The following is a 26126-nucleotide window of genomic DNA, read 5'->3' as shown; positions in this document are numbered from 1 at the left end:
TTCTGATACATCCCGACTGGGGGCGATTCTATGCACGAGATGTCTCTGGTTGAATCCATTATAGAGACTCTTTTAGAGTTACAAAAATCTCATAAATGGAATCATATTAATAAGGTTACTCTTCACGTTGGAGCTATGAGGCAAGTGATCCCTGATGTCATGTCTTTTGTGTTTCTTATCGCCACAAAAGATACACCTCTTGCAGGGGCTAAAATGGAGATCATAGAGATTCCCATGAGTTTTAAGTGTAAAAAATGTGACAAAAAATGGGGAGAAGATCAAATGGATTTTGTCTGTCCTCATTGTGGCTCTTTGGATGTTGACGTTTTGTCGGGTATGGAGTTGGATATAGAGTCAGTGGAGGTGGAAGAAGAACATGGCTAAAATCTATAAGATTCAACAGTCCGTTATGGCAGCTGATGAAGAGTATGCCCTGCAGATTCGAAAAGAGATGTCTCGTCGAGGTCTTTTGGTTATTAATATTATAGGGTCCCCAGGGGCCGGGAAAACTACGCTACTTGAAGCGACAAAAGATAAAGCTCCCTTCTCTTTTGCTGTTATTGAAGGTGATATAGCCACTTCTCGAGATGCGGAACGTCTTTCAAAGTTGGGAGTTCCTTCAATTCAGATTAACACTCATGGGGGATGCCATCTTGAGGCGAATTTAGTGAAAAAAGCTCTCGAAGAGTTGCCTCTCGAAGATATTGATGTGATCTTTATAGAAAATGTGGGGAATTTAGTCTGTCCCGCAGAATTTGATATAGGTGAGGACTGGAAAGTAGCAGTGAGCAGTATTCCAGAAGGTGCTGACAAACCTTTGAAGTACCCGCATCTGTTTTCCGAAGCCAAAGCTGTTCTTCTCACAAAGGTAGATCTCGTCCCTTACGTTCCCTTTGATATGGATTTATATAAGAATGATCTTTTTCACTTAAATCCCAATGTAGAATGTATTGAGATAGAAGCGTTGACAGGCAAGGGTATTCAGAAGTGGGTATCCTTGGTGGAGAAATTATTAAAGGAGAAGCGTTCTGAATGTCTGTAAATGACCCTATTTTAGAGAAGTTGAATCCGCGGCAACAGGAGGCTGTTTCTTATTGCGACGGCCCATTACTCGTTCTTGCTGGGGCAGGAAGTGGCAAAACAAGAGTTTTAACTCATAAAGTAGCCTACCTTATTAATAAGGGATATGCCTCCCCGCGGGGGATACTTGCTGTAACGTTCACGAATAAAGCAGCCCGGGAAATGAAAGAGCGTGTAATATCTCTAATCGGAGATTCTGCGGCTATAATGCAAGTAAGTACTTTCCATTCTTATGGCCTTCATTTCCTTTTTCGAAATAGCGACCAGCTAGAATTTCTTGGCCTCAAAAAAGGTTTTGCTATTTTTGATCGTAACGATAGCCGATCTCTTGTGAAAAAAGTAATGGAGGATTTGCGCCTCGATCCGAAACAAATTGATCCATCCCATGTTCTTGACAGAATTTCGAAGGCAAAAACAGAAGGAAATCCTAAAACTTTAGAGCCTTTAGGGTTGGAGGGCATAGAACATCAAGTTTATAGCCTATACAATGAAGAGTTGAGGAAGCAGAATGCTATAGATTTTGATGATCTCCTGGTCCTTCCCCTCCATCTTTTAACCGTTGATAGTGACCTTCGAAAGAGGGAGCAGGAACGGCTTGATTGGATTTTGGTCGATGAATATCAGGACGTAAATAAACCTCAATATCTTCTTTTACGCCGTCTTATAGGTACTTCAGGTCGAATTATGGTTGTAGGAGATCCAGACCAATCTATTTATGGATGGCGAGGGGCTGATATGACCATGATCCTTAACTTTGAGAAAGATTTTCCTGCTGCGAAAGTGGTGGTCTTAGATCAGAATTATCGATCCACCGGGAATATTTTGAAAGCTGCAAACTCAGTGATTATGAGCAACGAGCGGCGCAGGAAGAAGAATCTGTGGACAGCCCGGGATATGGGAGATAAAATACACGTCCTTCTTTCACCTAACGAATATAAAGAAGCTGAATTTATTATGTCGGAAATAAAAAAGCTTCATGATTTTCAAGGATATAAATATGGCGATATGGCAATTCTTTATCGCATTAATGCTATGAGCCGAATTTACGAGCAGAAATGCATAGAACGAGGCGTTCCCTATCGTGTTGTGAGGGGTACGGCGTTTTATGACAGAAAAGAAATAAAAGACATGCTTTCTTATATGCGTCTCGCGGTGAATCCGGCAGACTTGGCTTCTTTGTCAAGGGTAGCCAATGTCCCGGCGCGAGGGCTTGGAAAGAAAAGCCTGGAAAAGCTGGGTGAAACTCTCGGTTCTCTTTCTGCAATGGAAGCCCATCAAATTTGGGCGGTCATAGAGGAGGGGAAAGAGCTTACCCTTTCGGGGAAAGCACGTGCAGGGGCTATGGAACTAGCTCTTCATATGTCGGCTATTTTAAAGAAATCCCAAAACTTCCAGGATGTGTTGCTTTATATCCTTGACAGCATTGGTTATCAGGAGCAACTGAAAAAAGATGATCCTGAAGGATGGGAAGAGCGAGTGGAAAACATCCGCGAGCTGGGGTCTCTCATTTCATCAGGGGGGGATCTTGCCGAAGTGCTGGCGGAGGTGGCTCTCTTTACAGATCTGGAAACTACGGATTTGGGAGATTTAGGTGCAGTAAACTTTTTGACACTTCATGCGGCTAAAGGATTGGAATTTCCAGTAGTGTTCCTTGTGGGGCTGGAAGAAGCTATCTTCCCTCATTTTAAGTGTATGGAAGACCAAGAAAGCCTTGAAGAAGAGCGTCGGCTCTGCTATGTGGGTATGACACGTGCGGAAGAAAAACTTTACATGACAGGAGCACGGAGTCGCCGGCTTTTTGGTTCTGTTTTCAGAAACGGCTTGTCTCGTTTCCTTTGGGAGATTCCCGACGGGAATAAAGAAGTTGAAGACCAAGGCGAGGAGGAGATGTCCTATGCTGGTTTTGGGCGTGACAGGAGACGTAGGGGCTGGTAAATCTACTGTCGCTGGTCTTTGGAAAAATCACGGGGCTTCTATTATTGACGCAGATTGTATAATCCATGAAATATGGAAAGAACCCAGAGTCCTAAAAAGAGTGGAAGAGCGATGGGGAAGTTGCGTTTTTTATCATAATGGCAGCATCAATCCATCAGAGATCGCTTCTCGTATTTTTGCTGACCCCAAAGAATACGAGTGGCTTTGTTCTATTCTCCATCCTATGGTTCGTAAAGAGATGGAACGTCGGATGTTTGCTCTTCGAGGATGGATTGTAGCAGAGATTCCGCTCCTTTTTGAGAATAGTGTGCCGTGGTGGGTAGATTATACAGTGTATGTGACGGCATCTACGTCAACGAGACTTTCTCGGAACGTTTCGCGTGGATGGAATGAGGAAGAGATAGAACGTCGAGAGCGTTTCCTTATGAATACTGAAGAAAAACAGGCTATGGCTGATCTTGTGATACAGAATGAGGGGTCTTTAGAGAGTCTTGAAGAGTCTTTGTTGCGATATGCCGTTGCGTTTAAAAAAATGGCGGCTCTTTGTGTTATTCAGGCGTATAGCTCTGATGAAAAGAGTCTTCGCCGTGCGGCTGTTCGCCTGGGAGCCTCTGGCTGGGCTTCGAGGGTGGAGGTGCAGCCTTTAGTCAATGCTCTTATGCAAAATGGTCGATTATCTATGGGAAAGCGCTATTTGTTGCGAGCTTATTCTTGTGAATTTTACTGGAGATTTGTAGAGGAACTACTGAAAAACGAGGGCGTGAATGAAGTGGAGCTCCTTCATGTTCCGCGTCTATCAGCGGCCCTTCGAAATGATTTAGTGGAGGAAATGAACGGTTGAAAGTTATAACGAGCCATATGGGGAACGATTTTGATTCCATAGCAAGTATGGTTGCCGCTTCGAAACTTTATCCCGACGCCATACTCTCTCTTTCTGGCTCTACAAGCCGGACGGTTCGGGATTTTTTGCGAAAATTTCCTCGTCGCTGGCCTATTGTGACTCCCCGAAAAATTAGGAAAGATGAGATTACTCAGCTCATTGTAGTTGATACCCGTTCCCGGTCGCGCATCGGTCCTTTCGCAACTCTTTTGGGGAAAAAAGATGTTATTGTTCATGTTTATGATCATCATCCTCCCTCCGCCGATGATATTGACGGAGAGCTGATAGTTATAGATCCTATAGGTGCCACTACTACCTTGTTGGTTGAAATTCTTTTTGAACGGCAAATCCCCATTACGCCTCAAGAAGCGACGCTTTTCGCTATGGGAATATATGAAGATACAGGCGGACTGACTTTCGGGGGAACGACTGAAAGAGATTTTGCTGCTATATCTCGGCTTAAAGAGATAGGGGCCGATTTGACTATTATTCCTTCCCATATTGAAATGAGCTTTTCTGCTTCGGAGCGGCGAATTCTCGACTTATTAATTGAAAATGCATGGGTTCGCTATATTAACGGGGCCAGGGTTGTACTTTCTTTTACCTCTTCCCCAATATATATAGATGGGTTATCCCTTTTCGTTCATCGGCTTCGAGACTATTTCGATGCGGATGTAGCCTTGGCTGCTGTTAAGATGGAGAAGAGGACATATGTAGTGGCGAGAAGTCACGAGAAGGTGCTTGATGTTTCTCAGTTTTTAGCTCATCTGGGAGGAGGGGGGCATCCTCAGGCCTCGTCTGTAACGCTTCATAATGTTCGTCCGCTCTCTATTCTAGAGAGCCTTGAGAAAAAACTAGAGGAATCCATTCAACCTCGCTTAACCGTTGAAGACATTATGACAAGTCCTGTCATGGCGGTAGAACCTGATTCTTCAGTGAATGATGCATATAGAATCATGATTCGTTATGGACATTCAGCCCTTCCGGTTGTACGAGGAGACACTCTAATAGGTATTATTACCCGAAAGGACCTTGATAAGGCTCAACTTCACGGTTTTGGCCTGGCTCTTGTAAAAGAATTTATGACAGAGGGTGTTATCTCTATTTCAAAAGAGGCATCTATAGCGGAAGCTCACCGTATCCTGGTTTTTCACAATATAGGAAGATTGCCTGTTTTGGATGGGAAGATTCTTGTTGGTATTGTAACTCGCACTGATCTTGTTCGCGCACTTTATCCAGAATCCCTTCCGCCGGAAGAGCGAAAAATAGCTTCAGAGCTTCCATGGTCGGCCGATCTTTCCGACCTGTTGATGGTTCGACTGGCACCCCCACAACAGGCTATATTGCAGAAACTGGGAGAACGTGCGCAGACCCTTGGTATGAAAGCATATATTGTGGGCGGAATTGTACGGGATCTTATGTTGGGCCGAGAGGGTCTCGATTTAGATGTGGTGGTGGAAGGCAGCGCGGTGGATTTTTTGAAAAGTCTGGATTGGGAGGGATGTCGAGTTTCTGTTCATGAACGTTATAAAACAGGAACGCTTATTTTCCCTGATGGAATGAAGGTTGATGTGGCAACAGCGAGACGGGAGTTTTATGAATATCCCCTCGCCCAACCCAAAGTGGCAAGTGATTCATTGAAACACGACCTGTATCGCCGCGATTTTACTATTAATGCCATGGCTATTTCCATTACCCCTGATACATGGGGAACTCTGATAGATTATTTTGGTGGCCGCCGAGACCTGAAGAAAAAGGTACTGAAGGTTTTGCATAACTTAAGTTTCGTAGAGGATCCAACTCGCGTTATTCGTGGAATTCGCTTAGAACAACGGCTTGGTTTCCGCATGGAGGATAATACGTTGCGCCTTCTGAAAAGTTGCTTGAGGGGGGGGCTCCTTTCGAGGTTGTCCGGGTTTCGTCTGCGAAGCGAGCTGGAACTTTTATTTCAGGAAAAAGCTCCTTATCCGGGAATGAAACGAATGGCCGAGTTAGGAGCTTGGGATATTTTATTTCCAGGAATACGGATTGGAAATGTAGTTATTCGTACATTCCGTCGCCTTTCGGCTTTTCTTATCCGCATTTCCAGAGATTTCCCAGATTTTAAGGGAGCAGAGTGGCTTGCTTTCCTCGCAGCTCTTGTTATGGAGTCGTCTGAGAGTCTTCAATTTTCTGTCTTAGATCGCTTGAACCTGTCTCCTAAAGAGCGGGAAATTATGGAGGAGTCTCTTCAGGGGCTTCGTACAGCTGATCAAGAGCTCGGAGGAAGAGCCGCTAGAAAAAACTCAGAAATTTATCACTATTTAAAGGAAGTTTCTCCAGTAGCAGCCCTTTTCTGGAGTGCAGCGACAGAGAGATGGAGAGTGCGTCGGCGAATACTTTTGTATCTCTCTCGACTGCACAGTACGCATAGCAGCCTCACTGGACAGGATTTGATCCGGATGGGATATAAAGGGGGCCCTAGCCTGGGGCGTATCCTTTCTAAACTGAAGGATAGTTGCCTTGATGAGGAGCTACCATCTCGAGAAGAAGAGCTGATATGGCTTGAAACCCATTTCCCTAAAGGAGAGTGAGAGGGATGTTCCGTTTTCCACCTATTGCTGAATTATTGTTGAGTTTGCCTGCTATATTGTGGGCTATAACCTTTCATGAATTTTGTCATGGTTATGTAGCGTACCTTCTTGGAGATCCTACAGCAGAGAGAGCTGGGAGGTTATCTCTTAATCCCTTAGCGCACTTAGACCCTATTGGAGCTCTTATGCTCCTTTTCTTCAGATTTGGATGGGCGAAACCTGTTCCTATTGACCCAAGATATTTTAAAAACCCTCGACGGGATATAGTTCTTGTTTCCCTTGCTGGAGCAGCTGGTAACTTGGCAAGCGCCATGTTTTGCGGTCTTTTAGTACGGCTTTTTCCTTATTTCTTTCTTGGGAATCCAGCTTTACGCCTTTTCATGTTCCTCATGGTAGCTATAAATGTGGGACTCGCGGTGTTTAATCTTATCCCTATTCCTCCTCTCGATGGTTCAAAAATACTCTATTACTTCTTACCGCCCCGTTGGATTGAAAAATATTTTTGGCTTGAACGCTATGGTTTTATTATTCTCATGGTCCTTTTGGGGTTAGGTATTATCCCGGCTATTATGAGCCCCATTTCTTATGCCATCATACGATGGATTCTTTAAGTGTATTGATGAGAGGAGAAGAAGTATTTGAATATCCTATTGACTAATGACGATGGAATCTATGCCCCAGGCCTTATGGCTTTGGCCAAACATTTAGCATCGAAAGGTTTCTTATGGTCTGTAGTAGCGCCAGATAGAGAGAGAAGCAGTGTCGGTCATGCCATTACTTTAACGAGACCTCTTCGTTTGTGGAATATTGATCAGAGTCCATATATTCCGGGGCAAAAGGTTTATGCTTGTGACGGTACTCCTTCCGATTGCGTTGTATTGGGAGTTGAGGAGGTTCAAAGTGAGACTGATATGGTTATTTCAGGCATTAACAATGGGCCTAACGTAGGAGATGATCTTACCTATTCTGGCACAGTCTCTGCGGCTATGGAAGGTGTTATCCTGGGTCGTCGTGCTATCGCCGTATCCCTGAATTGCAGTAGTCGAGATAGCGAATGTCATTATGAAACAGCCGCTATTGTAGTGGAGAAAGTGCTGGCAGTTTTAGAGGAAGAGCCTCTTCCCGAAGGGGTGTTACTCAATATTAATGTTCCTAATCTTCCGATCGCCATGTTAAAAGGAATCAAAGTAACAAGAAAAGGAGTCCGGCTTTATGAGGGGAAAGTGACGAAACTGGAAGATCCTAAGGGGCATGTTTATTTTTGGATTTCAGGTCAGCCGGAGGATCAGCTGGTAGAAGGCTGCGATGTCTGGGCTCTTGCCAACGGCTATGTCTCTATTACACCTGTTCATATGGACATGACCCATTACCCATCTCTTGAGCGGTATTCAGGGAATGGCCTTGAAAAAATAAACTTTTAGGTACTTTTTAAAAAAATAGTTGACAGAAGTTCATTGTCGTGTATAATGCTTCTCATACAAAAAAGCATGATACGGCAATGAAAGGGAAGAGTATTCTCCAAACACACCTACAGAGAGAGAAGGCCGGAGGCTGAGAGTCTTCTTGGAATGTGGAGGAGAAGAATAGAACCCTAGAGCTGATCTCGAAGAAAGATCCCCATGGGGAATCAAGTAGAGATGTTAAGGAGAGGACAAAAGGATTTTCCCCTTTTGTCAACGTGGGTGGCACCGCGGGTTACAAGCCCGTCCCTCTTAAAAAGAGGGACGGGCTTGTTTGTTTTTGAGACATTAAGGGAGGAGAACAGAATATGGGAGAGAAGAAGGTTGTTTTAGCATACAGTGGAGGATTAGATACTTCTGTTGCTGCTATGTGGCTGACAGAACAGGGATATGAGGTCATTACCATGACAGCTGACGTGGGGCAATCTGTAGATCTGGAGAAAGCCAAAAATAAGGCTTTACATAGTGGTGCCTCTAAAGCCTACGTTATGGATCTTAAGAAGGAGTTTGTAAAGGAATTTGTGTGGCCAGCGTTGAAGGCAAATGCTCTATATCAGGGAACCTATCCTCTTAATTCGGCTCTCTCGCGCCCTCTTATAGCAAAGGCTATGGCGGCGGTGGCAAAAAAAGAGAATGCAGGCGCTGTTGCTCATGGATGTACAGGTAAAGGACAGGATCAGGTGCGAATGGAGGTATGTACTAATGCATTAAACCCTGAACTTGTCGTGTTGGCTCCTGTTCGAGATTGGCACTTTAGTCGAGAAGCTGAAATGGAGTATGCACAGGCCCACGGAATTCCTGTCTTGGCTACTACTGCATCTCCATACAGTATTGATGAAAACCTATGGGGACGTTCCATTGAGTGCGGCATTTTAGAGGATCCCTGGAATGAACCCCCTTCTGATGCCTATATCCTCACAGTGGATCCGTGGAATGCTCCAGATCATCAAGAGTTTGTGGAGATATCATTTGAAAAGGGAATTCCAGTAGCATTGAATGGAGAAAAAATGGATGGGATTGCGTTGATTCAGTCTTTAAACAATCTTGCAGGGAAACACGGTGTAGGACGTATCGATATGATCGAAGATCGTCTCGTAGGATTTAAGAGCCGAGAGGTTTACGAGTGTCCTGCCGCCATAACTTTAATTACAGCCCATAAAGCTCTTGAAACGTTAACTTTAGATAAGAAAGTGCTTGCGGCTAAAAAGGAAATGGAGACAAAGTTTGCGGAACTCACATACGAGGGCTATTGGTATTCCCCTCTGAAAGAATCTATTGATTCTTTTATAAACACGACGCAAGAATATGTAAATGGAGTTGTGAAAGTTCGACTTTACAAAGGGCAAGCAGTTGTTCGAGGCATGAAGTCTCCCAGTTCGATCTATCAAATGAATATAGCTACTTACTCAGAGGGAGATGTTTTTGATCATCAGGCAGCGGTTGGGTTCATTAAAATATGGGGATTACCGCTGAAGACGTGGAAACAGGTTCATAAAGATAAAATGCCCATAGAGATTTTTCAGTAATTATGTAGTAAAGATTTTTTTCATAAATAGAGAGGAGTGACGATAGATGAAAAAAAACAGTTGGGTATTTGTTCTGTTGGTGACAGTGGTTGTTTTATGGGGTGGATTTGCACAGGCTGCATCAGTTATGGAGAAAGATACTATTGTTGCGGGTACGTCAGGTTCCTATCCGCCTTTTGAGTTTCATGATAAGACGGGAGCTCTTGTAGGGTTCGATATTGATTTGGCCAACGAAGTAGGGAAAAGGCTGGGTAAGAAAGTTGAATGGGTAGATATGGCCTTTGATGGTGTTATCCCATCTCTTTTAACAGGAAAAATTGATATGATAGCCGCTGCTCTCAGCATTACGGAGGAACGAAGCAAAAAGGTGGCTTTCTCTCAACCCTATATGGTAAGTCTCAGTGCTTTTGTACTGCCTACAAATAGCCCTGATGTAAATGGCATGGAGGATTTAAAGGGGAAAAGCGTAGCAGTACAGCTAGCTACGACACAGGATGTGTTTATCTCCGAGGTTGCGGATGTAACGGTGAAGCGCTTCCCTAAACTTAACGATGCTGTGCGAGAAGTAGCCCTAAAACGGGCTGACGCCTCTCTCATGGATGAAACGGTGGCAGAAACCTATATAAATAGTGAAGAATTTAAAGGACAACTTAAAAAATCTTTTACAGTTGAGCTGAAAGGGGCAAAACAGGCTTTAGCTGTAAGCCAAGAAGAGCCTCTTTTCCTTGAAGCTATAAATGAAGTCCTGACAAAACTTGATGAGGAAGGGTTTATTGCAGAACTTCATAAGAAATGGAATACGAAAAAAGAGTAGATTTTGGAAGGTAAAACAATAGAGTAGAGAGTGTGAAATATGGCCTGCTAATTTTTTAGTTAGCAGGCTTTTGCTTTTTGGCAAAGAGCTTTATACGGTGTACAATTATTGTTAATATTTAAAAAATAGTCGCCTAAGAAGGGAGACAGATTTTAGAATGCCAGAACGAAAACCGCTTACTACAAGGGGCAAGGTATTAGCCGTACTTACTGTATTTGTCATGGTGGTGTTTAGTTTTACAGCCCTCGTTGGACGAGAAAAAGTAGGGCTCTTCTTTCAAGGTCGCCTGCGCTATTTTTGGATTGCAGTTATTCTGGGTATTGGCTATTTTGCTGCTCATGATAGGGGGAGAAGGTAAACTCAGGGAACGAAGCATCCATTGAGAGGTCGTTTTTTGTTCACCATAGAGTTCGTTTCAGGGATATGAATACCCTTAAGTTTGAACATTAACATATGATTTCCTATCTACCATGTTCCGCCGTTTTAGCTTTATATGAAATATGTTACAATTTTGAGCGCATGGGTACGTTCTCAATTTTTATATAAGTGACTCTGCCTCTGCAGTGTCAGTATCAACTTGCAAGTTCCGATTTTTACATGGAGGTTCTATCAGTATGTTTTTGCTCAGAATAGCCTGTTTGGCGTGGGCTCTTTTATCGATAGCGACTTCTACTTTATATGGAAGCCAAAGTCTTTCCCTCCCTTCTCTGGCAGAGTTGGAAAACATGGTCGAACAAGGGCCAGAAGTTCTGTCTTCTATGGCGGCTTTGGCGCGGGATGAACATATAGAACACCTTGTACGTCAGAGAAGTGGCCCTAAGTTTTTTGCTGGAATATCTTATGGTTATAGCGATGAACCAGAGTCTGAAACCGCCGAAGAACGAATTTCCTATAATAAAGTTACTGCTCGAGCAGGCGTTTCCTTCCCCATTTTAGGTACATGGACCAAAGAGAAAATAGAGATCCTTCAAAGTGAGCTTCGAACTTTAGAGGGACGAATTTTGGCAGAGCGAACCAGAGAGATGAATCTGATTTCTCTTAGAAAGGCTTATATGGTCTTGTGGGGGGAGGGGCAGAAACGCCGTCTCTTATCTGATTTCTTGAAGAGTCGAGAAGCGACAGAGGCCCTCTTGTCGAAGAGGGTAAGAGAAGGGTTTCTTTTAGAGGCGGATCGACTGGAGTTTTTGTCTGTCTATGATGTAGCTCTTCGAGACGTGGCCGCTTCCTCTCGGATGGAAACACAGGCCCTTCAGGTTATTCGATTGGCTACAGGGCAGTCTTGGCAGGTGACCGAAGAAGTTCCATTCCCAACTCTCCCGGGGTGGGATTATAAGAAGAGGCGCCCTTTAGGAGTGGCCCATCTCACTAATGTGAGATACAACAATAGAGTTTTGGATATTTATGGTCGCATTCTCGAGATCACAAAAAAAATTGATCGGGATGGAACTGTAGAATTTGGTGCTACCGCTGGTCGAGATTTCCCTGGGACTTCCGGGGCAGGAGTTTCCATCCGACTTACAGTAGAAGAACCCTTCGCTTCTTTAAGGGCAAAAAAGGATGAGGCTAGATTAGCTGCTCAAGCAGATTTAGAGCGACATAGAGCCGAAGAGCTGAAGGAACGCCTTCGCCTTGAAGGGGAGTTGGAAGACGCCTTATCTTTGCTGGAGTACGGTTCTCGATCTGTTCAGGCCGGAATAGCAAAAGTGCAAGCTTCCACAGAGGCCGTAAGAGTGCATCACCTCCGCTATGATCGTATTGGTGGAGATGCTTTTGAGAAACTTGAAGAGAGTCGCTATGCCCATCTCCGTGCTGCTCTGGAATTAGTGGATGCCCAAATACTGGTTCTTCAGGCTGCTTCTGAGCTGGTTCGTTTTTTCCCTGAAGGAGAGGTCCAGAGAGGATGTCCTTTATCTATGCTAGGCCTTGATAAGCCTCTTGCGAGTTTGCCGAATTCGCCAGTCGCAATGATTTCCTCTCCAGAGCAAGATGTTCAGACATCTACAATTCTGACACCATCAAGGAAGAATACTTCAGTTTATGTGTGGAATGCGGCTCCCTTCCTCAAGAGCGAGACGAGGCATAGAGAACTGAAAAAACTTCAACAAGCGGGATTCTGTCGAATATTGCTCTCTTTTGATGGACAGGAGATCCGCTCTTTTAGCACGAATAATTCCCGGTTATCTCTCATGGCCTTTTTAGAACAGGCAACGTACATGGGAATTCAAGTTGATCTTTTGCTTGGCGATCCTACCTGGATTTTGCCAGAGCATCGAATGGAGCTTGTTCAACTAATCCGTTTCTTTGCCCCCTTCCCTTTTAAGGGGGTTCACGTAGATTTAGAGCCAGATTCTCTTCCTGGTGCTGCGTCTAAGAGGTCTGAGCTTGCTCTGGAATTGCTCCAAACGTTGAAGGTTGTTCGAGATAATACAGATCTTCCTCTATCTCTTTCTGTCCATCCTCGTTATTTGGAGGGGGAGTTAGGAGAAATTATGGGGCGAGGGTTAGTGGCGTTGTCTATGGAGGACGTAGCAGTGATGTTTTATTCCACCAACGTGGATATGGTGACAGATCGATTTGGAGCCCTTCTTAAAAAATACCCGGATCTTCCATTACTTTTAGCACAAAGTGTGGAGTCTATTTTATCTCCCCGCGAAAGCTATGCCACCTTAGGACGGGATATTCTATGGAGTCGAATTGCCTATTACAACGGAGTGTTCCAAGAAGAGAACTACCGGGGTGTGGTTGTTCAGGCTTGGAAAGATTATGAGGAGATGGTCCGATGAAAGTGCGGTTTACTTCTGGGAAGAGTCGAGATCCCTTTCAGGAAAAAGGGGTACGAATTCCTTATGCTCCAGCTAGAAGAACTTTTCCGCGGTGGCGATGGTATTTTGTTGTGTTGCTGGTCTCTAGCCCCTTGCTGTTTTTTATAGCCAAGGTAAGTGTAGGGGTGTTTTGGGCTACATCTCCTGGGGTGATCTTTATGGAGAAAACCCCGATTAACAGCCCAACATCTGGAGTTTTAATGGAGGTTCATCTTCGAGAAGGCCAGCATATAGCATTGGGAGACGTGATGGCTAAAGTAGCGGATCCTACGCTGGAGATGAAAAGAGCCCCTCTGACAGCAGAAAGAAAAGTCTTGATGGATTATGCGAGCCGTCACATTTCTACTGAACCCTTCAGGGATGCTTTGGTTTTAGCGGAGAGAGTTTTGAAAGAAGAAAAAGCTTATCGATCTAAGATTCAGGAACTTGTTAATGCTGGAGCAGCTACAAAGGCTGACCTCAACGAGGCTCAGAAGAGGGTACTTCGAGCTGAATCTGATGTGATTAAGGCAAAAATAGATCTGAATTTAGCATTGGCTCCCTCTGGAGAGTATAAATCTCAACAGGTTAGATTGGCGCAAATTGATGGAGAACTTGCTGCTATGGCAGATATTATGGGTGGGGTAGCTTTAGCGTCTCCCGTGTCAGGAGTTGTCTTGGCTGTTTTTGCTGTTGTGAACCAAGCCTTGGCTCAGGGGGCTCCTTTAGCGGTAGTGGCTGACCCTCAAACTGCATCTATAGTTACCTTCCTGAACCCTAAAGATCTCGGATTCGTAGAGAAGGGTAAGAAAGTCCGAATACGTTTCCCTGAAGGAACGATGGTGGAGGCTTTCCCTGTGGGGAGACCTACTCTAGCCGAGCCTGCGCCATCGTCTCTTTCAAAACCTCTGACAGAGATTCGTCAGACAGTACGGGTTACCCTCAGTACACGTTCTCCCATTCCGGAGGCCTTTTTGGTGGAGGGGCTTCCTGTAACTGTTCATTGGGGAGGGAGATGGCCGTGGTAGTTGCTTTTACCAGTGAGGAAGGTGTCATATCTATGGAAGAGATCCGGCTTCTTCGGTTTGTCAACTGCGGCAATATTTCTTTTGCGCCTCAAGATGGGGTTATAGATGTAGATACGCTGGAAGATCTGGTTGCTAAAATACGATCTGTTCATGGAGTTATTCTAGATGGGGACTTTTCTAAAGAGACTGTTTTAATGGCGGTCAAGGAGATCAGAAAGATCCCAGAAACCTGTTATTTGCCTGTGTTTTGCTCTCCATCTCTGGATTCCGATTCTGCGCTCTTTACCGATGGGGCTATAAAGTCTTTAGATCAAGCTTGGGAAAAGACGGCAGATATGTGGGGGAAATTGAATGAAGTGGACCGGGGAAGCTTGGAGCTGAGCAGAGATTTTCGTCTTTTGGCCTATTTGGCTCTTCGACAAGAGGGACTGAATCCCTTGCTACAGCCTTTTACCTGCGACGCATATAGGTATCCCATTGCCGAGTTCTTGGGTGGTGAGAGCGAGACGAGGCAATGGCTTCGAAATTTGAGGGATAGAGGTTTGTTGTCACAAGGACCTTTGATTGACCGCATACGCTCGTGCCCCAAGTGCCAATGTACTCATCTCAATTATATCGACGTTTGCCCCAATTGTGGGAGTATCGATATTGTTCCCAAAGAGTTTATTCACTGTTTTACTTGTGGCAGGGTGGGGCCGGTAGATGATTTTCTCCAGGAGAATGGTTATCGTTGTCCTTTCTGTGGTACTCACCTTCGTCATTTAGGTTCGGATTACGATCATCCTTTAGAGAGTTTTTTGTGCAACGATTGCGGACATAAATTCATAGAGGCCCATGTTGTTGTGGATTGCCTCAGTTGCCAAACGAGGTCAGATCCAGAGGAACTTCTCGTAAATACAATTCATGGTTACCGAATATCAGAGAAAGGGCGAGCTGCAGCTAGGGTTGGGTCCATTGATGATGTATATGCTCTTCTAGATCGGCTGAACTACGTTATTCCCGCGTATTTTAACCAACTTTTAGATTGGATGATTTTGTTGAACCGTCGCTACCCGGATCAAACTTTCTCTGTGGTAGGTGTTCGGTTTGTAAATTTAATTCAGGTTTCCGAAAAACTAGGCCGTCATAGAGCTTCTCAAATTGTGGACGCATTAGCGGAGCGGCTTAGGCAGCTTATTCGAAATACTGATGTTACGACCAGGACAGCTACTGGTATATTATTGCTTCTTTTGCCTATGACAGATGAAGCAGGGGCATCTGTAGTGGGTGGCCGGATATTAGAGTTAGTCAATTTAGCAGAAACGTCACCTAAGCCCCAATTCCAACTGGTAGCATTCTCTTCATCTCAGAATATGAGAGAGGGGGAGAGCGCTTCATCTTTACTTGCCAGAATTTTAGGGGAACTTGAGTCCTGATGCTAATACCTGAGCCGTTTTTCCAAATTATTGCTCTGGTTTTAGAAGCTCCTTTGGTCTCTGAGACGTGGGAAATAATTCTCAGATTCATTCCTTTTGTCCTTTTTCTGGAAATGCCTGTCTATCTGCTAATTTTGATGGGAGTACTTCGTTACGGTTTACTTCGGATGAACGAAGTTCCTTGGAGAAGCAGTTACTATCCTTCTGTCTCCTGTCTAATAACGTGTTACAGTGAAGGAGAGGCGGTGCAACAGACTATTCGTTCTCTGTCCAGACAGTTATATCCTGGTCGGATCCAGATTGTGCCTATTATAGACGGTGCTGCGGCTAATAAAGAGACTTACAGTGCGGCTTTGTCTATGAAAGACGAAGTGGATCGGCTTCCCAACCGAGTTTTAAAGGTGGTACCAAAGTGGCAAAGAGGCGGCAGAGTGTCGGCTCTCAATACGGGAATGAACTTTGCTGATGGTGAAATAATCATGGCTTTGGATGGCGACACATCTTTCGACAATGACATGGTAGAACGTGCCACCAGACATTTTGAGAATCCCACGGTCGGATGTGTAGCTGGGTGTCTTCGGGTACGAAATGTGAGGGCCAGCTTAGTTACCAGACTTCAAGCGATAGAATATTTTTTCTCTATTCAGGCTGCCAAAACAGGACTTAGCGCTTTTGGGCTGGTCAACAATATCTCGGGGGCTTTTGGAGTTTTTCGCCGTTCCGTTTTAGAGCTGATTGGCGGGTGGGATGCCGGAACTGCTGAGGATCTGGATATTACACTGCGAGTGAAGAATTATTTGGGTCGATATCATTGTTTTCGCATTGTTTTTGATCCTGAAGCCATGGGTTTTACCCATGTCCCAGATACATTTAGGGACTTTTTCAAACAGAGGCTTCGTTGGGATGGAGATCTGTCGTTTATGTACTTCCGAAAGCATTGGCGAACCTTTTCACCACGATTAGTGGGGTGGAAAAATTTTATAGCCTTGCTCTGGACAGGACTCTTGTTTCAAGTGGTGATGCCCGTGGTCGTTGTCATTTATACTGCGTATCTCTTTATAGCTTATCCCTTGGGCGTTGTAGCTGGAACTATGGCTTTAGTGTATTTGTTTTACCTCGCGGCAATGGTGATTCTCTTCCTCGTTTTTGTCCTCCTACTCTCAGAAAGGCCGAGGCAGGACCTGTTACTGGTATTTTGGCTTCCTCTGGTTCCTATTTTTGCCTTTGCCAATCGAATTCATGGTGCTTTTTCAGCGTTGTGGGAGATATTTGGCCTTGGACATCAAGATACAAATATGGCTCCATGGTGGGTTACCAAAAAGAGTAAATTTTAAGATTTGAGATGCCTGTGCTTTTGTATAGATGCAATAAAAGACAGGACAGCTCCGGAACGTAAAGATATTTTCTCGAAACTGTCCTATATTGTTTGCATTATTGTTCTTGGAAAGCTTCTGAAGGGGCTACTGGCAGGTCGACTATTGTTTGTCGAGCATTGCGTACTTTTTCGGCTTCTGAGGCAGTGTATTGAGCCAGATTTTCACGAAGCTCTTTATTATTGATGGCAAGAATTCTCAATGCGAGAAGAGCTGCGTTTTTTGCGCTGTCTATGCCTCCGGCAGCTACAGGAACGCCAGGAGGCATTTGTGCAATAGAAAGAAGGGCATCCAAGCCGCCTAAGGATCCCGCAGAAATAGGAACGCCGATAACGGGAAGTAATGTGTGAGCAGCCAAGACTCCCGGGAGGGCTGCAGATAGGCCTGCCAAGGCTATAATAACGCACAATCCTCGTTTTTCGGCGTTTTGCCCATATAGCGCCGCATCTTCAGGGGTTCTATGAGCTGAAGCTATGGTTATTTCAAAGGGAACGTGAAATTGTTCTAATATCTCTGCTGCTTTATGCGCGGCAGGCAAGTCTGATTTAGAACCTAAGACCAGACCTACAACTGGTGTCTGTTTGTTTGTGTCCATAAGCTTTTCTCTTCCTCCTTATATTCGGGCTTTTGCGGCAATATCCCGCCGATAGTGTGCACCTTCAAAGTGGATATATTTTACTCCCTCATAAGATCGTGCCAAAGCATCCTCTAATGAAAGGCCAAGTCCTACTATATTCAAAACTCTTCCGCCATTCGTAACTGTTTCTCCTCCTTGATTTAAAGATGTACCGCTATGGAAAAGAAGGACATTCCTTAACGCGGCTGCTTCATGAAGCCCTGAGATGGGAAGCCCTTTTTTGTAAGGGCCAGGGTATCCTTCAGACGATATAACTACGTCTACGGCCCATCCATTTGCTACTATAGGGGGAAGAGTAGAAAGTGCGCCTGTACTGGCAGCCACAGCTAATTGAGCGAAGTCTACGTTAAGGACCGGGAGAATAACCTGGGCTTCAGGGTCTCCGAAACGCACATTATATTCTACGACGCGGGGCTTATAGTGAGAGTCGATCATGAGCCCAAAATAAAGGACGCCACAATATGGTATCCCTTCCTTCTTGAGTCCTTCAAATGTTGGAGAAATAACCTCCTTCTCAATTCGTTCCATTAGGGAGGATCCAGCCCAGGGAACAGGACAATATGCCCCCATTCCTCCAGTATTGGGCCCCTTGTCATTATCATAGACCCTTTTATGATCCTGGCTTGGAGGCAAGATGCGATACTCTTTCCCATCACTGACACAAAGGACAGTGAGCTCAAGGCCAGGCATATAGTCTTCCACTATTATCTTTTCTCCAGCAGCACCTAATGTCTTTTTTACGAGGAGATCTGAAATTATGCTTTGAGCGTCTTCTAAATTGCCGACTACAAAAGCTCCTTTTCCTGCAGCGAGGCCGTCGGCTTTTATAACGTACGGTGCGTGACGCTTTTTCAGGGCCTCCATCCCTTCTTCCAAAGTTGTACACAAGCGAAAAGGAGCGGTGGGAATGTTCCATCGGCTCATAAACTGTTTAGCAAAAGCCTTGCTTCCCTCCAGGGCTGCTCCGGTTTTCCCGGGTCCAAACACTGTAAATCCATTGTTTCGCAGAGAATCGGCGGCTCCTTTTACAAGGGGGGCCTCTGGACCAATAATGATAAGGTCAGGGTCTATTTGTGTAGCGAGATCGAGAATTTCTTCTGTTCCCTCACTATGGACAGAGTGAAGAAATGCAACTCCTCGCATACCAGCGTTGCCTGGAGCCACATGAATTTCCTCTACGAGTTTAGATTTTGAGAGGGCCCATACCAGAGCATGTTCTCGCCCACCTCCGCCTATAACAAGGACTTTCATGGGCTATTCCCTCCTTTAATGACGAAATGTTCGCCAGCCACTAATGAACATGGAGATTCCAAGTTCTTGGGCTTTCGCGAAAACCTCATCGTCTCGAACAGATCCGCCAGGCTGTATAATGGCCGTTATTCCAGCCTTTGCTGCAGATTCTACTCCGTCAGGGAAGGGAAAGAATGCGTCACTGGCCATTACAGCTTCTTTAGCTCTCTCTTGGGCCTGATGGGTCGCGAAGTCTACTGCAAAAACGCGACTACAGAATCCCATGCCTATTCCTACGGCTTCGCCGTCTTTTACTATAGCCACTGCGTTGCTTTTTGACAGATATGCTACTTTCCAGGCGAGAAGGAGATCATCCCAAAGGTCTTCGCGTTTCGGTCCAATCCATGTGCCTTTATCAGGATTCGGAATAGGTGGAAGCATGTCTTTTTGTACAAGGAATCCACTCCAAGTGCTGGTTACTTGCCAGGGGAACACACGGCCTCCTTGCCATTTCAAGATGCGAAGAGAAGGTTTCTCTTGTTTTAAGAAAGCGAGGGCCTCTTGAGAAATATCTGGAGTAAGAATTACTTCCGTAAAGTGTTGAGCGATAGAGCGCGCCGTATTCATATCAAGAGGGCGTGAAAATCCTACAACACCGCCAAATGCCGAAAGAGGGTCGCAGCGGAAGGCTTTTTCGTAGGCTTCTTTCGATGTTTTCCCGTAAGCCATGCCACAGGGGGTGGTGTGTTTGATAACTAAGGCTCCAGGAGCGTCCTGAAGAAGGGCGGCTCCTCTCATGGCACAATCAAGATCGAGAATGTTGTTATACGAGAGAGGCTTTCCTGCAAGCTGTTCCCATGGCAGCTCTTCCAGGCGGGGAAGATAAAGAGCCGCTTCTTGATGGGGATTTTCCCCGTAACGTAAGGTCTGTACTTCTTTTAAGGGTATGGATAGTTCTTTGCGAAATTCTGTGGTAGCTCCCAGTTCTTGGGAGAGACCATCGAAAATAGCACCATCATAGGCAGCAGTGTGAGCAAAAGCCTTCAATGCCAGATTTTGCCGGGTAGGAAGAGTTACGTCACTTTCAGCGTCCAGTTCTTCCAGCACACGAGAGTAGTCTTCCGGGTCTGTGAGTATAATAACGTGAGGATAATTTTTAGCCCCGGCTCGAATAAGAGTTACTCCGCCTATGTCTATGTTCTCTAAAAGTTCATCTATATGGGCCCTTTTTTTAGCGACTTCTTCGAAGGGATACAGGTTGCAAACGACCATGGAAATAAGGGGGATGTTGTATTGTTCAACATCTTTTATGTCTTCTTGAAGCTGGCGGCGTGCAAGAATGCCTCCGGAAATGAGGGGATGTAGAGTCTTAACTCGCCCTCCAAGAATATGGGGGAAACCAGTGAGGTCTGAAACCTCCAGAACCTCAACTCCTGCTTCCCGGAGCTTTGTGGCTGTACCAGAACTTGATACTATTTGCCATCCCCGCTCTATAAGATTTTTTGCAAAATCCACAATGCCCTTTTTATCAAAAACCGAAATGAGGGCTCTTTTAGTAGCTGTCATTAATGGCTCTCCTCCCGTCAAAAGAATATCGACCTTCTATTGCCTTTTTGAGGGTCTTCCAATAAAGATCATGTTCAGTCTCATGAATCTTCGTTGTGAGGCTGTCTAGCGTGTCCTCCTCTTTGATGACTATGGCTTTCTGGGCAAGAATAATGCCGGAATCCATGCCTCGATCTACAAGATGAATTGTTATCCCTGTTACTTTAACGCCGTATTCCCATGCATCCCAAATAGCTCTGTTCCCAGGGAAAGAGGGGAGAAGAGCAGGGTGGATATTAAGTATCTTTCCTTCCCATCTGTTTACAAACCATGGAGAGAGAATTCTCATAAAACCTGCCAGAACAATCCATTGGACATGATGAGAACGACACATTTCGTCAAGCACCCTTTCAGCTTCTTCCTTCCCCTTCTCTTTGTAAGGAAGAATTTCTGTCTTTATTCCCATGGCTTGTGCCAGGAGCAGCCCTTCCGCTTTTGATGTATCGCTGGCAATGAAGGGGATTTCACAGGAGAGGTCTCCTGACTCCTTCCGGTCTAACAGGGCTTTCATATTTGTCCCTTTGCCGGAAATTAAAATGGCAACTGATGCCGTCATGCCGAGACTACCTCTCCAAATACAATGGGAGATTCCCCTTCTTTTTTGAGAAAGGTGACAAGAGAATCTTTATCTTGAGGTGAAACAATAAAACAAAAACCGATGCCGAGGTTGAATACATGCCGCATTTCTTTCTCTTCTACGCCGGCATTGGCTATAAGGTTAAAAATAGCCGGCCTTTCCCATGCAGAAAAATCTAGGCGTAAAGTCAGTCCTGAAGGAAGAGCCCTCTGGATATTCTCTTCTAACCCACCGCCTGTAATGTGAGCCATTCCCCGTATCTCATGGTTTTCGAGTGCTTTCATGACAATACGAGGATAGAGGCGAGTTGGGCGTAGTAGGTTTTTTGCCAAAGATTCTTCGAGTTCTGGAAGGACTTCGTGGAGAGGCAGAGCTTTTGGCCCCTCTAGCAACGCTTTTCGTACAAGGGAAAAACCGTTGCTGTGAACTCCGGAGCTCGGTAGCCCCACAAGTATATCTCCTTTGGTAATATGACTTCCATTTATAACTGATCGAGAAGAGACCATGCCCACGGCAAAGCCAGCTACATCGAAGCCTGTTTTTGGATAGACGCCTGGCATTTCTGCTGTTTCTCCTCCAAGGAGTGCACAGCCGCTTTCTGTGCATGCTTCGGCCACACCCTGAACAATAGGTTCCAGTACGTGTTGATCAAGATAGCCACAGGCAATATAGTCGAGGAAAAATAGAGGGCGAGCGCCGCATGTAATGAGGTCGTTTACGTTCATGGCTACGAGGTCTTGTCCAAGTCCCTTGTAGTCGGAAGCAGCCTTGGCTACTTCAAGCTTCGTCCCCACCCCGTCACAGCATCCAGCTAAGAGGAGGTCTTCTGTAATGCGGTAGAGTCCGCTGAATCCCCCAATTCCCCCCACAACGTTAGGGTCTCGAGGTTGGGAATTGACAATGCGTCCAATTGTCTTTACCCATGCATTCCCGCTATTAATATCTACTCCAGCTTCTTTATAACTCCAAATCATCCGGCTCTTCTCCTTCCATATATTCCCCAGTAAAGCAGGCGGTACATAGTTCGCTCTTAGGAAGCCCAATGGCGGTTATAAGATCTTCTTCAGTAATATATTGCAATGAATCGGCTCCGATTTTCTTTTGCAATTCCTTTATATCCATTCGAGCCGCAGCCAGCTCGACTCGGCTTGGTGTATCGATTCCGTAGTAACAAGGGAAGCATACAGGAGGCGACGATATTCGCACGTGAATCTCTTGGGCGCCACAAGATCTGATCATCGCTATAATTCTCTGACTGGTAGTACCTCGAACAATAGAATCGTCGATAACGACTATTTTTCGGTCCTTAGTAAGTTCCGTAATGGGATTTAGTTTTATCCTGACCCCTAATTCGCGAACTCGTTGGGTAGGATCAATGAATGTTCGTCCTACATAACGATTTCTGACAATGGCTTTTTCGTAGGGGAGGCCGCTGCCTTCCGCAAAGCCCATAGAGGCTATAGTTCCACTGTCTGGCATTCCCGTAACCATATGAGCACCTGGACACGGTGCGCGATGGGCAAGACAGTGCCCCAGAGCTTTTCGTACAGCATAAACAGATTTCCCTGCTAAAACGCTATCAGGCCTGGCAAAATAAACATACTCAAAAGAACACTGATAGTGCCGTTTTACCTGGACTGGTATTTTTATAGAGTGAAGTCCTTCTTTGTCTATAACCACTACTTCACCGGGAGAAACTTCTCGAATAACTTGAGCTCCCACCAGATCAAGGGCGCAGGTCTCTGACGAGATGTACGTAATATCCTCTCGCTGACCGAGAACGAGAGGTCGGAACCCCCAAGGGTCTCTTGCCGCTACGAGTGTGCCGTTAAGGATGATGGCGAGAGAATAAGCCCCTCTCAGTCGTCGCAACGAATCTATGAGAGCGTCGATAAAGGGTTTATGAGGTTGATGGGCCATAAGATGCAGCAAGACCTCTGTGTCAGTTTGAGAATGGAAAATAGCCCCTCTATTCTCAAGATACTGTTTTAGGGCTTCAGCATTGGTGATATTCCCATTATGGGCTACTGCCACAGATCCCTTCGAATTACTGGCAGTAAGAGGCTGGGCATTATTAATGTCCGAGCCTCCTGCAGTAGAGTAACGAACGTGGCCAATAGCGCAGTTCGTATTGATCTTTGCCAATTCGCTTTGATCGAGCGCAAGGTGTACGAGACCGTTCCCACGTTGGGAATGCATGGTATTATCACTGTTGATCCATGTAATGCCAGCCGATTCCTGCCCCCGATGTTGCAAGGCATAGAGGCCGAGATAGACGTCTTCTAGAACGGAGTGCCCATTATGAGAAAAAGCCCCAAAGACACCGCACATTTATTTCCCCTCCCACCTTTGGCGAAGAGCAGAAACAGAGATATGGAAAAGATTTTTGCATGTCAAGTCTTTCCCTCCCACAGCCCCTAGTTCCATTAGGGGGAACCCTTTCCACGTGGAAAGGAACTGGTCTACTTTTGATGAGGGCACGGCATAAATAGCTCGTGGTGATCCTTCCCCAAACAAAAACACATCGCCTCGTGTTGGGTATGAACAGGCAATGGTTGCTCCTATCCCTGATTCAATCGCCTCTTTGGCCAAGGCTATAGCCAGACCTCCACCGGCAATGGCTCGTCCACTTCGCGCAAGTCCCTCTCTAGCTGTTTGTAAAGCTCTGTCGCAAAAATCTTTTTCAGCTTCTGGTACAAATGGAAGAGGACGTCCAGATACTTTACCAGTGGTTTGAAGTACATATTGGCTCCCTGAAAGAGGAGGGTTCATTGCACCTACAAGGAAGAGTATGTCCCCTTCCTGCCATTGTCCGCTTGGAAGATATGAGGAATAAGAATCTATGACTCCTACTGTCCCTATTACTGGCGTCGGATAAATCCGCTGAGAAGAACTCTCATTGTAAAGGCTTACATTTCCAGACACTACAGGACATTCCAACTCCCGACAGCAGTCTGCCATCCCTTTTATAACTTGTTCGAGCTCCCAGTACTGTTCAGGTACTTCGGGGGACGGGAAATTGAGGCAATCTGTAAGTCCTAGAGGCAAGGCTCCTGCCACTGTCAAGGCTCGGATTGTTTTGGCCACACTCTCAGCACCCCCGCGATAGGGGTCGAGATAGCATTTCCACGGATCTGAATCCATAGCCATGGCTACAAGACGTTCCGTCCCTTTTACTCGTATTACGCTCACTGGGGCTCCTGGCCCTTGGACTGTGTTGGTTTGAACCATCTGATCATATTGTTGATAGATCCATTTTTTATCCCCTAAAGATGGAGTGCCTAAAAGATCAAGGATGGCTGTATTGAAGTTATTCGGCAGGGGAAGCTCTTCTATATGGAACTCCCATCTATTCTCCAGATTTTCAGGGCGTCGGGAAGGCCAGGATATTGAAGGGCAACGCTCTCCTATAAGAGAGGCTGGCATTTCTGCAACGATCTCTGAGCCCCACATAATCGTATATTGATCTCCCAGTACCGTTTCTCCAATATCAGTGCAGTCGAGTTCCCACTTCTTAGCAATAACTTCTACTTCTTCCTTATCCTTAGGTTCAACGATGAGGAGCATCCGTTCCTGAGACTCTGAAAGGGCTATTTCCCACGGAGTCATACCTTCTTCTCGAAGGAGAACTTTATCAAAGTGTAGAATCATTCCGACACCGCTTTTTGCAGCGATTTCGCTTGATGAAGACGTGATGCCAGCAGCTCCCATATCCTGCATGCTTACAATAAGTCCTTTGTCTCGAAGCTCAAGACAAGCTTCGATCAGCAGCTTCTCGGCGAAAGGGTCACCTATTTGGATGGATGGACGACTAGATTTCGTATCGTCAGATAGTTCTGCAGAGGCGAAAGCTGCGCCCGCTATACCATCTCGTCCCGTTTTAGAGCCGAGGATGAGAACCCGAAGACCAGGTTTGGCTGTTTGAGAGCTTACGAGGCTGTCTAGGCGTACAAGTCCGAGGTTAAATGCATTGACGAGGGGGTTGTCAGTGTAACAGGAATCATAAAGGGTCTTCCCGCCTACAGTTGGAACTCCTACTGCATTTCCATACCCCCCGATCCCTTCCACAATTCCATTGGCTAAAGTCCGCGTTCTGGGATTGTCGGGAGCACCAAAGAAGAGCCCGTCCATAGAAGCTACCGGTCTTGCTCCAAGAGCCAGAATATCGCGAATAATTCCGCCGACGCCAGTAGCTGCTCCTTGGTAGGGAGCAACGGCAGATGGGTGATTATGACTTTCTGCTTTAAATGCAACGCCCCATCCCTCGCCAATATTTACGACCCCGGCATTCTCGCCAGGTCCTAGTACTACAAACTCTCCTTTTATAGGGAAATTGCGAAGCAGATGTTTTGTAGATTTATAGCTGCAATGTTCTGACCACATGACCCCCATAATTCTCAATTCTGTTTCATTGGGCTCACGGCCAAGAACCTTCTTGAGTTCTTCGTATTCTTCTCGTCTAAGACCAGCTGCGCGATAATCCATATCAGACACCTTCCTTTGCAATCCAGGCTTCGATAGATTGCCATGTAAGAATTCCATCTGTACCACCAAGTATTTCTTCGCTGGCCCGTTCCGGGTGGGGCATTAAACCAAGAACATTTCCTTTTAAGTTTGTAATACCCGCAATGTCATGAAGAGAGCCGTTCGGATTGTATTCTTCCCCGCATTTCCCCTCAGGAGAAACGTAACGAAAAACAACTTGATTATTTTTTTCAAGCTCTTCTAACTCTTTGCTGGGAAGATAATAAAGGCCTTCATGATGAGCTATGGGAAATTGGACCACCTGTGCTTGCTTATAAAGGTTGGTAAAGGGGAGATCTGTACGTTCTACTTTGAGATAACATGGTTTGCAAATAAATCTCAAGTTTTTATTTGCGAGTAAGGTCCCGGGGAGAAGCCCCGCTTCTGTCAGAATTTGGAACCCGTTACAAATTCCGAGTACGAGCCCTCCATCTTCTGCAAATTCTTTTATTGACCCCATAATAGGGGAACGAGCTGCCATAGCACCAGTTCGTAAATAGTCTCCGTAAGAAAAACCACCAGGTAATACAACGAGATCCGTTTTTTCCGGAAGATTTTTTTCTCTATGCCACACTTTTTGAACATGGGCTTTAATCACGTGCTCCAAGGCATAAATGACGTCATGATCACAGTTGCTTCCAGGGAAAATAACCACACTTGCTTTCACG

22 protein-coding genes and 1 other annotated feature are annotated in these 26126 nt (G+C 45.5%); of the genes, 14 read left to right on the top strand and 8 right to left on the bottom strand.

Annotation, left to right across the window (positions count from 1 at the left end; genetic code table 11):
* Window positions 1-30: 30 nt before the first annotated feature.
* The 14 genes from hypA (at window position 31) to B4J50_RS01825 (ending at window position 16846) form a co-directional block, all read left to right on the top strand.
* A complete protein-coding gene (gene hypA / locus B4J50_RS01890; RefSeq protein ID WP_286847671.1) occupies window positions 31-384 on the top strand; it encodes a hydrogenase maturation nickel metallochaperone HypA in 354 nt (117 codons plus the stop codon).
* Window positions 377-1042 carry a hydrogenase nickel incorporation protein HypB gene (gene hypB, locus B4J50_RS01885; RefSeq protein WP_286847670.1) on the top strand — a complete coding sequence of 222 codons (666 nt, stop codon included), beginning with the start codon at window positions 377-379 and terminating at the stop codon, window positions 1040-1042. Before hypA ends, hypB begins: the two co-directional genes overlap by 8 nt.
* Window positions 1033-3015: an ATP-dependent helicase gene (locus tag B4J50_RS01880; RefSeq protein WP_286847669.1), complete on the top strand. Its 1983-nt coding sequence runs from the start codon at window positions 1033-1035 to the stop codon at window positions 3013-3015. The genes hypB and B4J50_RS01880 overlap by 10 nt, the downstream gene beginning before the upstream one ends.
* Entirely contained in the window at window positions 2975-3856 is an 882-nt protein-coding gene (gene coaE, locus B4J50_RS01875; RefSeq protein ID WP_024822082.1) for a dephospho-CoA kinase, read from the top strand. The genes B4J50_RS01880 and coaE overlap by 41 nt, the downstream gene beginning before the upstream one ends.
* Window positions 3853-6468 carry a CBS domain-containing protein gene (locus tag B4J50_RS01870; RefSeq protein WP_286847668.1) on the top strand — a complete coding sequence of 872 codons (2616 nt, stop codon included), beginning with the start codon at window positions 3853-3855 and terminating at the stop codon, window positions 6466-6468. Before coaE ends, B4J50_RS01870 begins: the two co-directional genes overlap by 4 nt.
* 5 nt (window positions 6469-6473) lie before the next feature.
* Window positions 6474-7079: a site-2 protease family protein gene (locus B4J50_RS01865; RefSeq protein WP_024822084.1), complete on the top strand. Its 606-nt coding sequence runs from the start codon at window positions 6474-6476 to the stop codon at window positions 7077-7079.
* Between the two features lie 27 nt (window positions 7080-7106).
* Entirely contained in the window at window positions 7107-7889 is a 783-nt protein-coding gene (surE, locus tag B4J50_RS01860) for a 5'/3'-nucleotidase SurE (protein ID WP_024822085.1), read from the top strand.
* A gap of 68 nt (window positions 7890-7957) precedes the next feature.
* Window positions 7958-8182 (top strand) — a binding site (T-box leader).
* A gap of 54 nt (window positions 8183-8236) precedes the next feature.
* Complete coding sequence (locus tag B4J50_RS01855; protein ID WP_024822086.1) at window positions 8237-9454, top strand: argininosuccinate synthase; 1218 nt, start codon at window positions 8237-8239, stop codon at window positions 9452-9454.
* Window positions 9455-9500: 46 nt separating this feature from the next.
* Window positions 9501-10268, top strand: a complete 768-nt coding sequence (locus B4J50_RS01850; protein ID WP_024822087.1) for a transporter substrate-binding domain-containing protein — start codon at window positions 9501-9503, stop codon at window positions 10266-10268.
* A 157-nt stretch (window positions 10269-10425) separates the two neighbouring features.
* The gene (locus B4J50_RS01845) at window positions 10426-10626 is read left to right on the top strand and encodes a hypothetical protein (RefSeq protein WP_286847667.1); all 201 of its coding nucleotides are present in this window, start codon (window positions 10426-10428) and stop codon (window positions 10624-10626) included.
* 256 nt (window positions 10627-10882) lie between these two features.
* Window positions 10883-13051, top strand: a complete 2169-nt coding sequence (locus tag B4J50_RS01840) for a hypothetical protein (RefSeq protein ID WP_286847666.1) — start codon at window positions 10883-10885, stop codon at window positions 13049-13051.
* The gene (locus B4J50_RS01835; protein WP_286847665.1) at window positions 13048-14097 is read left to right on the top strand and encodes an HlyD family secretion protein; all 1050 of its coding nucleotides are present in this window, start codon (window positions 13048-13050) and stop codon (window positions 14095-14097) included. Before B4J50_RS01840 ends, B4J50_RS01835 begins: the two co-directional genes overlap by 4 nt.
* On the top strand, window positions 14091-15512 hold the full coding sequence (locus tag B4J50_RS01830; RefSeq protein ID WP_286953889.1) for a diguanylate cyclase domain-containing protein: 1422 nt from the start codon (window positions 14091-14093) through the stop codon (window positions 15510-15512). Before B4J50_RS01835 ends, B4J50_RS01830 begins: the two co-directional genes overlap by 7 nt.
* Window positions 15512-16846, top strand: a complete 1335-nt coding sequence (locus B4J50_RS01825) for a glycosyltransferase family 2 protein (RefSeq protein ID WP_286847663.1) — start codon at window positions 15512-15514, stop codon at window positions 16844-16846. Before B4J50_RS01830 ends, B4J50_RS01825 begins: the two co-directional genes overlap by 1 nt.
* A 97-nt stretch (window positions 16847-16943) precedes the next feature.
* Here B4J50_RS01825 and purE read toward each other — a convergent pair whose 3' ends face one another.
* Genes purE through purQ form a run of 8 tightly spaced genes read right to left on the bottom strand, consistent with a single transcriptional unit; the run spans window position 16944 to window position 26125 of the window.
* Window positions 16944-17480 (bottom strand): 5-(carboxyamino)imidazole ribonucleotide mutase, encoded by a 537-nt coding sequence (purE, locus tag B4J50_RS01820; protein WP_024822093.1) that lies wholly within the window; start codon window positions 17478-17480, stop codon window positions 16944-16946.
* Window positions 17481-17498: 18 nt separating this feature from the next.
* A complete protein-coding gene (gene purD / locus B4J50_RS01815; protein WP_286847662.1) occupies window positions 17499-18773 on the bottom strand; it encodes a phosphoribosylamine--glycine ligase in 1275 nt (424 codons plus the stop codon).
* Between the two features lie 15 nt (window positions 18774-18788).
* On the bottom strand, window positions 18789-20318 hold the full coding sequence (gene purH / locus B4J50_RS01810; RefSeq protein WP_024822095.1) for a bifunctional phosphoribosylaminoimidazolecarboxamide formyltransferase/IMP cyclohydrolase: 1530 nt from the start codon (window positions 20316-20318) through the stop codon (window positions 18789-18791).
* Entirely contained in the window at window positions 20305-20913 is a 609-nt protein-coding gene (gene purN, locus B4J50_RS01805) for a phosphoribosylglycinamide formyltransferase (RefSeq protein WP_286847661.1), read from the bottom strand. Before purN ends, purH begins: the two co-directional genes overlap by 14 nt.
* Window positions 20910-21908 carry a phosphoribosylformylglycinamidine cyclo-ligase gene (gene purM / locus B4J50_RS01800; protein WP_024822097.1) on the bottom strand — a complete coding sequence of 333 codons (999 nt, stop codon included), beginning with the start codon at window positions 21906-21908 and terminating at the stop codon, window positions 20910-20912. Before purM ends, purN begins: the two co-directional genes overlap by 4 nt.
* Complete coding sequence (purF, locus tag B4J50_RS01795) at window positions 21892-23265, bottom strand: amidophosphoribosyltransferase (protein ID WP_024822098.1); 1374 nt, start codon at window positions 23263-23265, stop codon at window positions 21892-21894. The genes purM and purF overlap by 17 nt, the downstream gene beginning before the upstream one ends.
* Window positions 23266-25419: a phosphoribosylformylglycinamidine synthase subunit PurL gene (gene purL / locus B4J50_RS01790; RefSeq protein WP_024822099.1), complete on the bottom strand. Its 2154-nt coding sequence runs from the start codon at window positions 25417-25419 to the stop codon at window positions 23266-23268.
* Window position 25420: 1 nt separating this feature from the next.
* Window positions 25421-26125, bottom strand: a complete 705-nt coding sequence (purQ, locus tag B4J50_RS01785; RefSeq protein WP_024822100.1) for a phosphoribosylformylglycinamidine synthase subunit PurQ — start codon at window positions 26123-26125, stop codon at window positions 25421-25423.
* Window position 26126: the final 1 nt, after the last annotated feature.

The sequence above is a fragment of the Aminobacterium sp. UBA4908 genome, from assembly GCF_002398115.1.
GTDB classification, from domain to species: domain Bacteria; phylum Synergistota; class Synergistia; order Synergistales; family Aminobacteriaceae; genus Aminobacterium; species Aminobacterium mobile.
The sequence above is the reverse complement of the archived record's forward strand: the minus strand, read 5'-3'. Positions and strand labels throughout refer to the sequence as shown.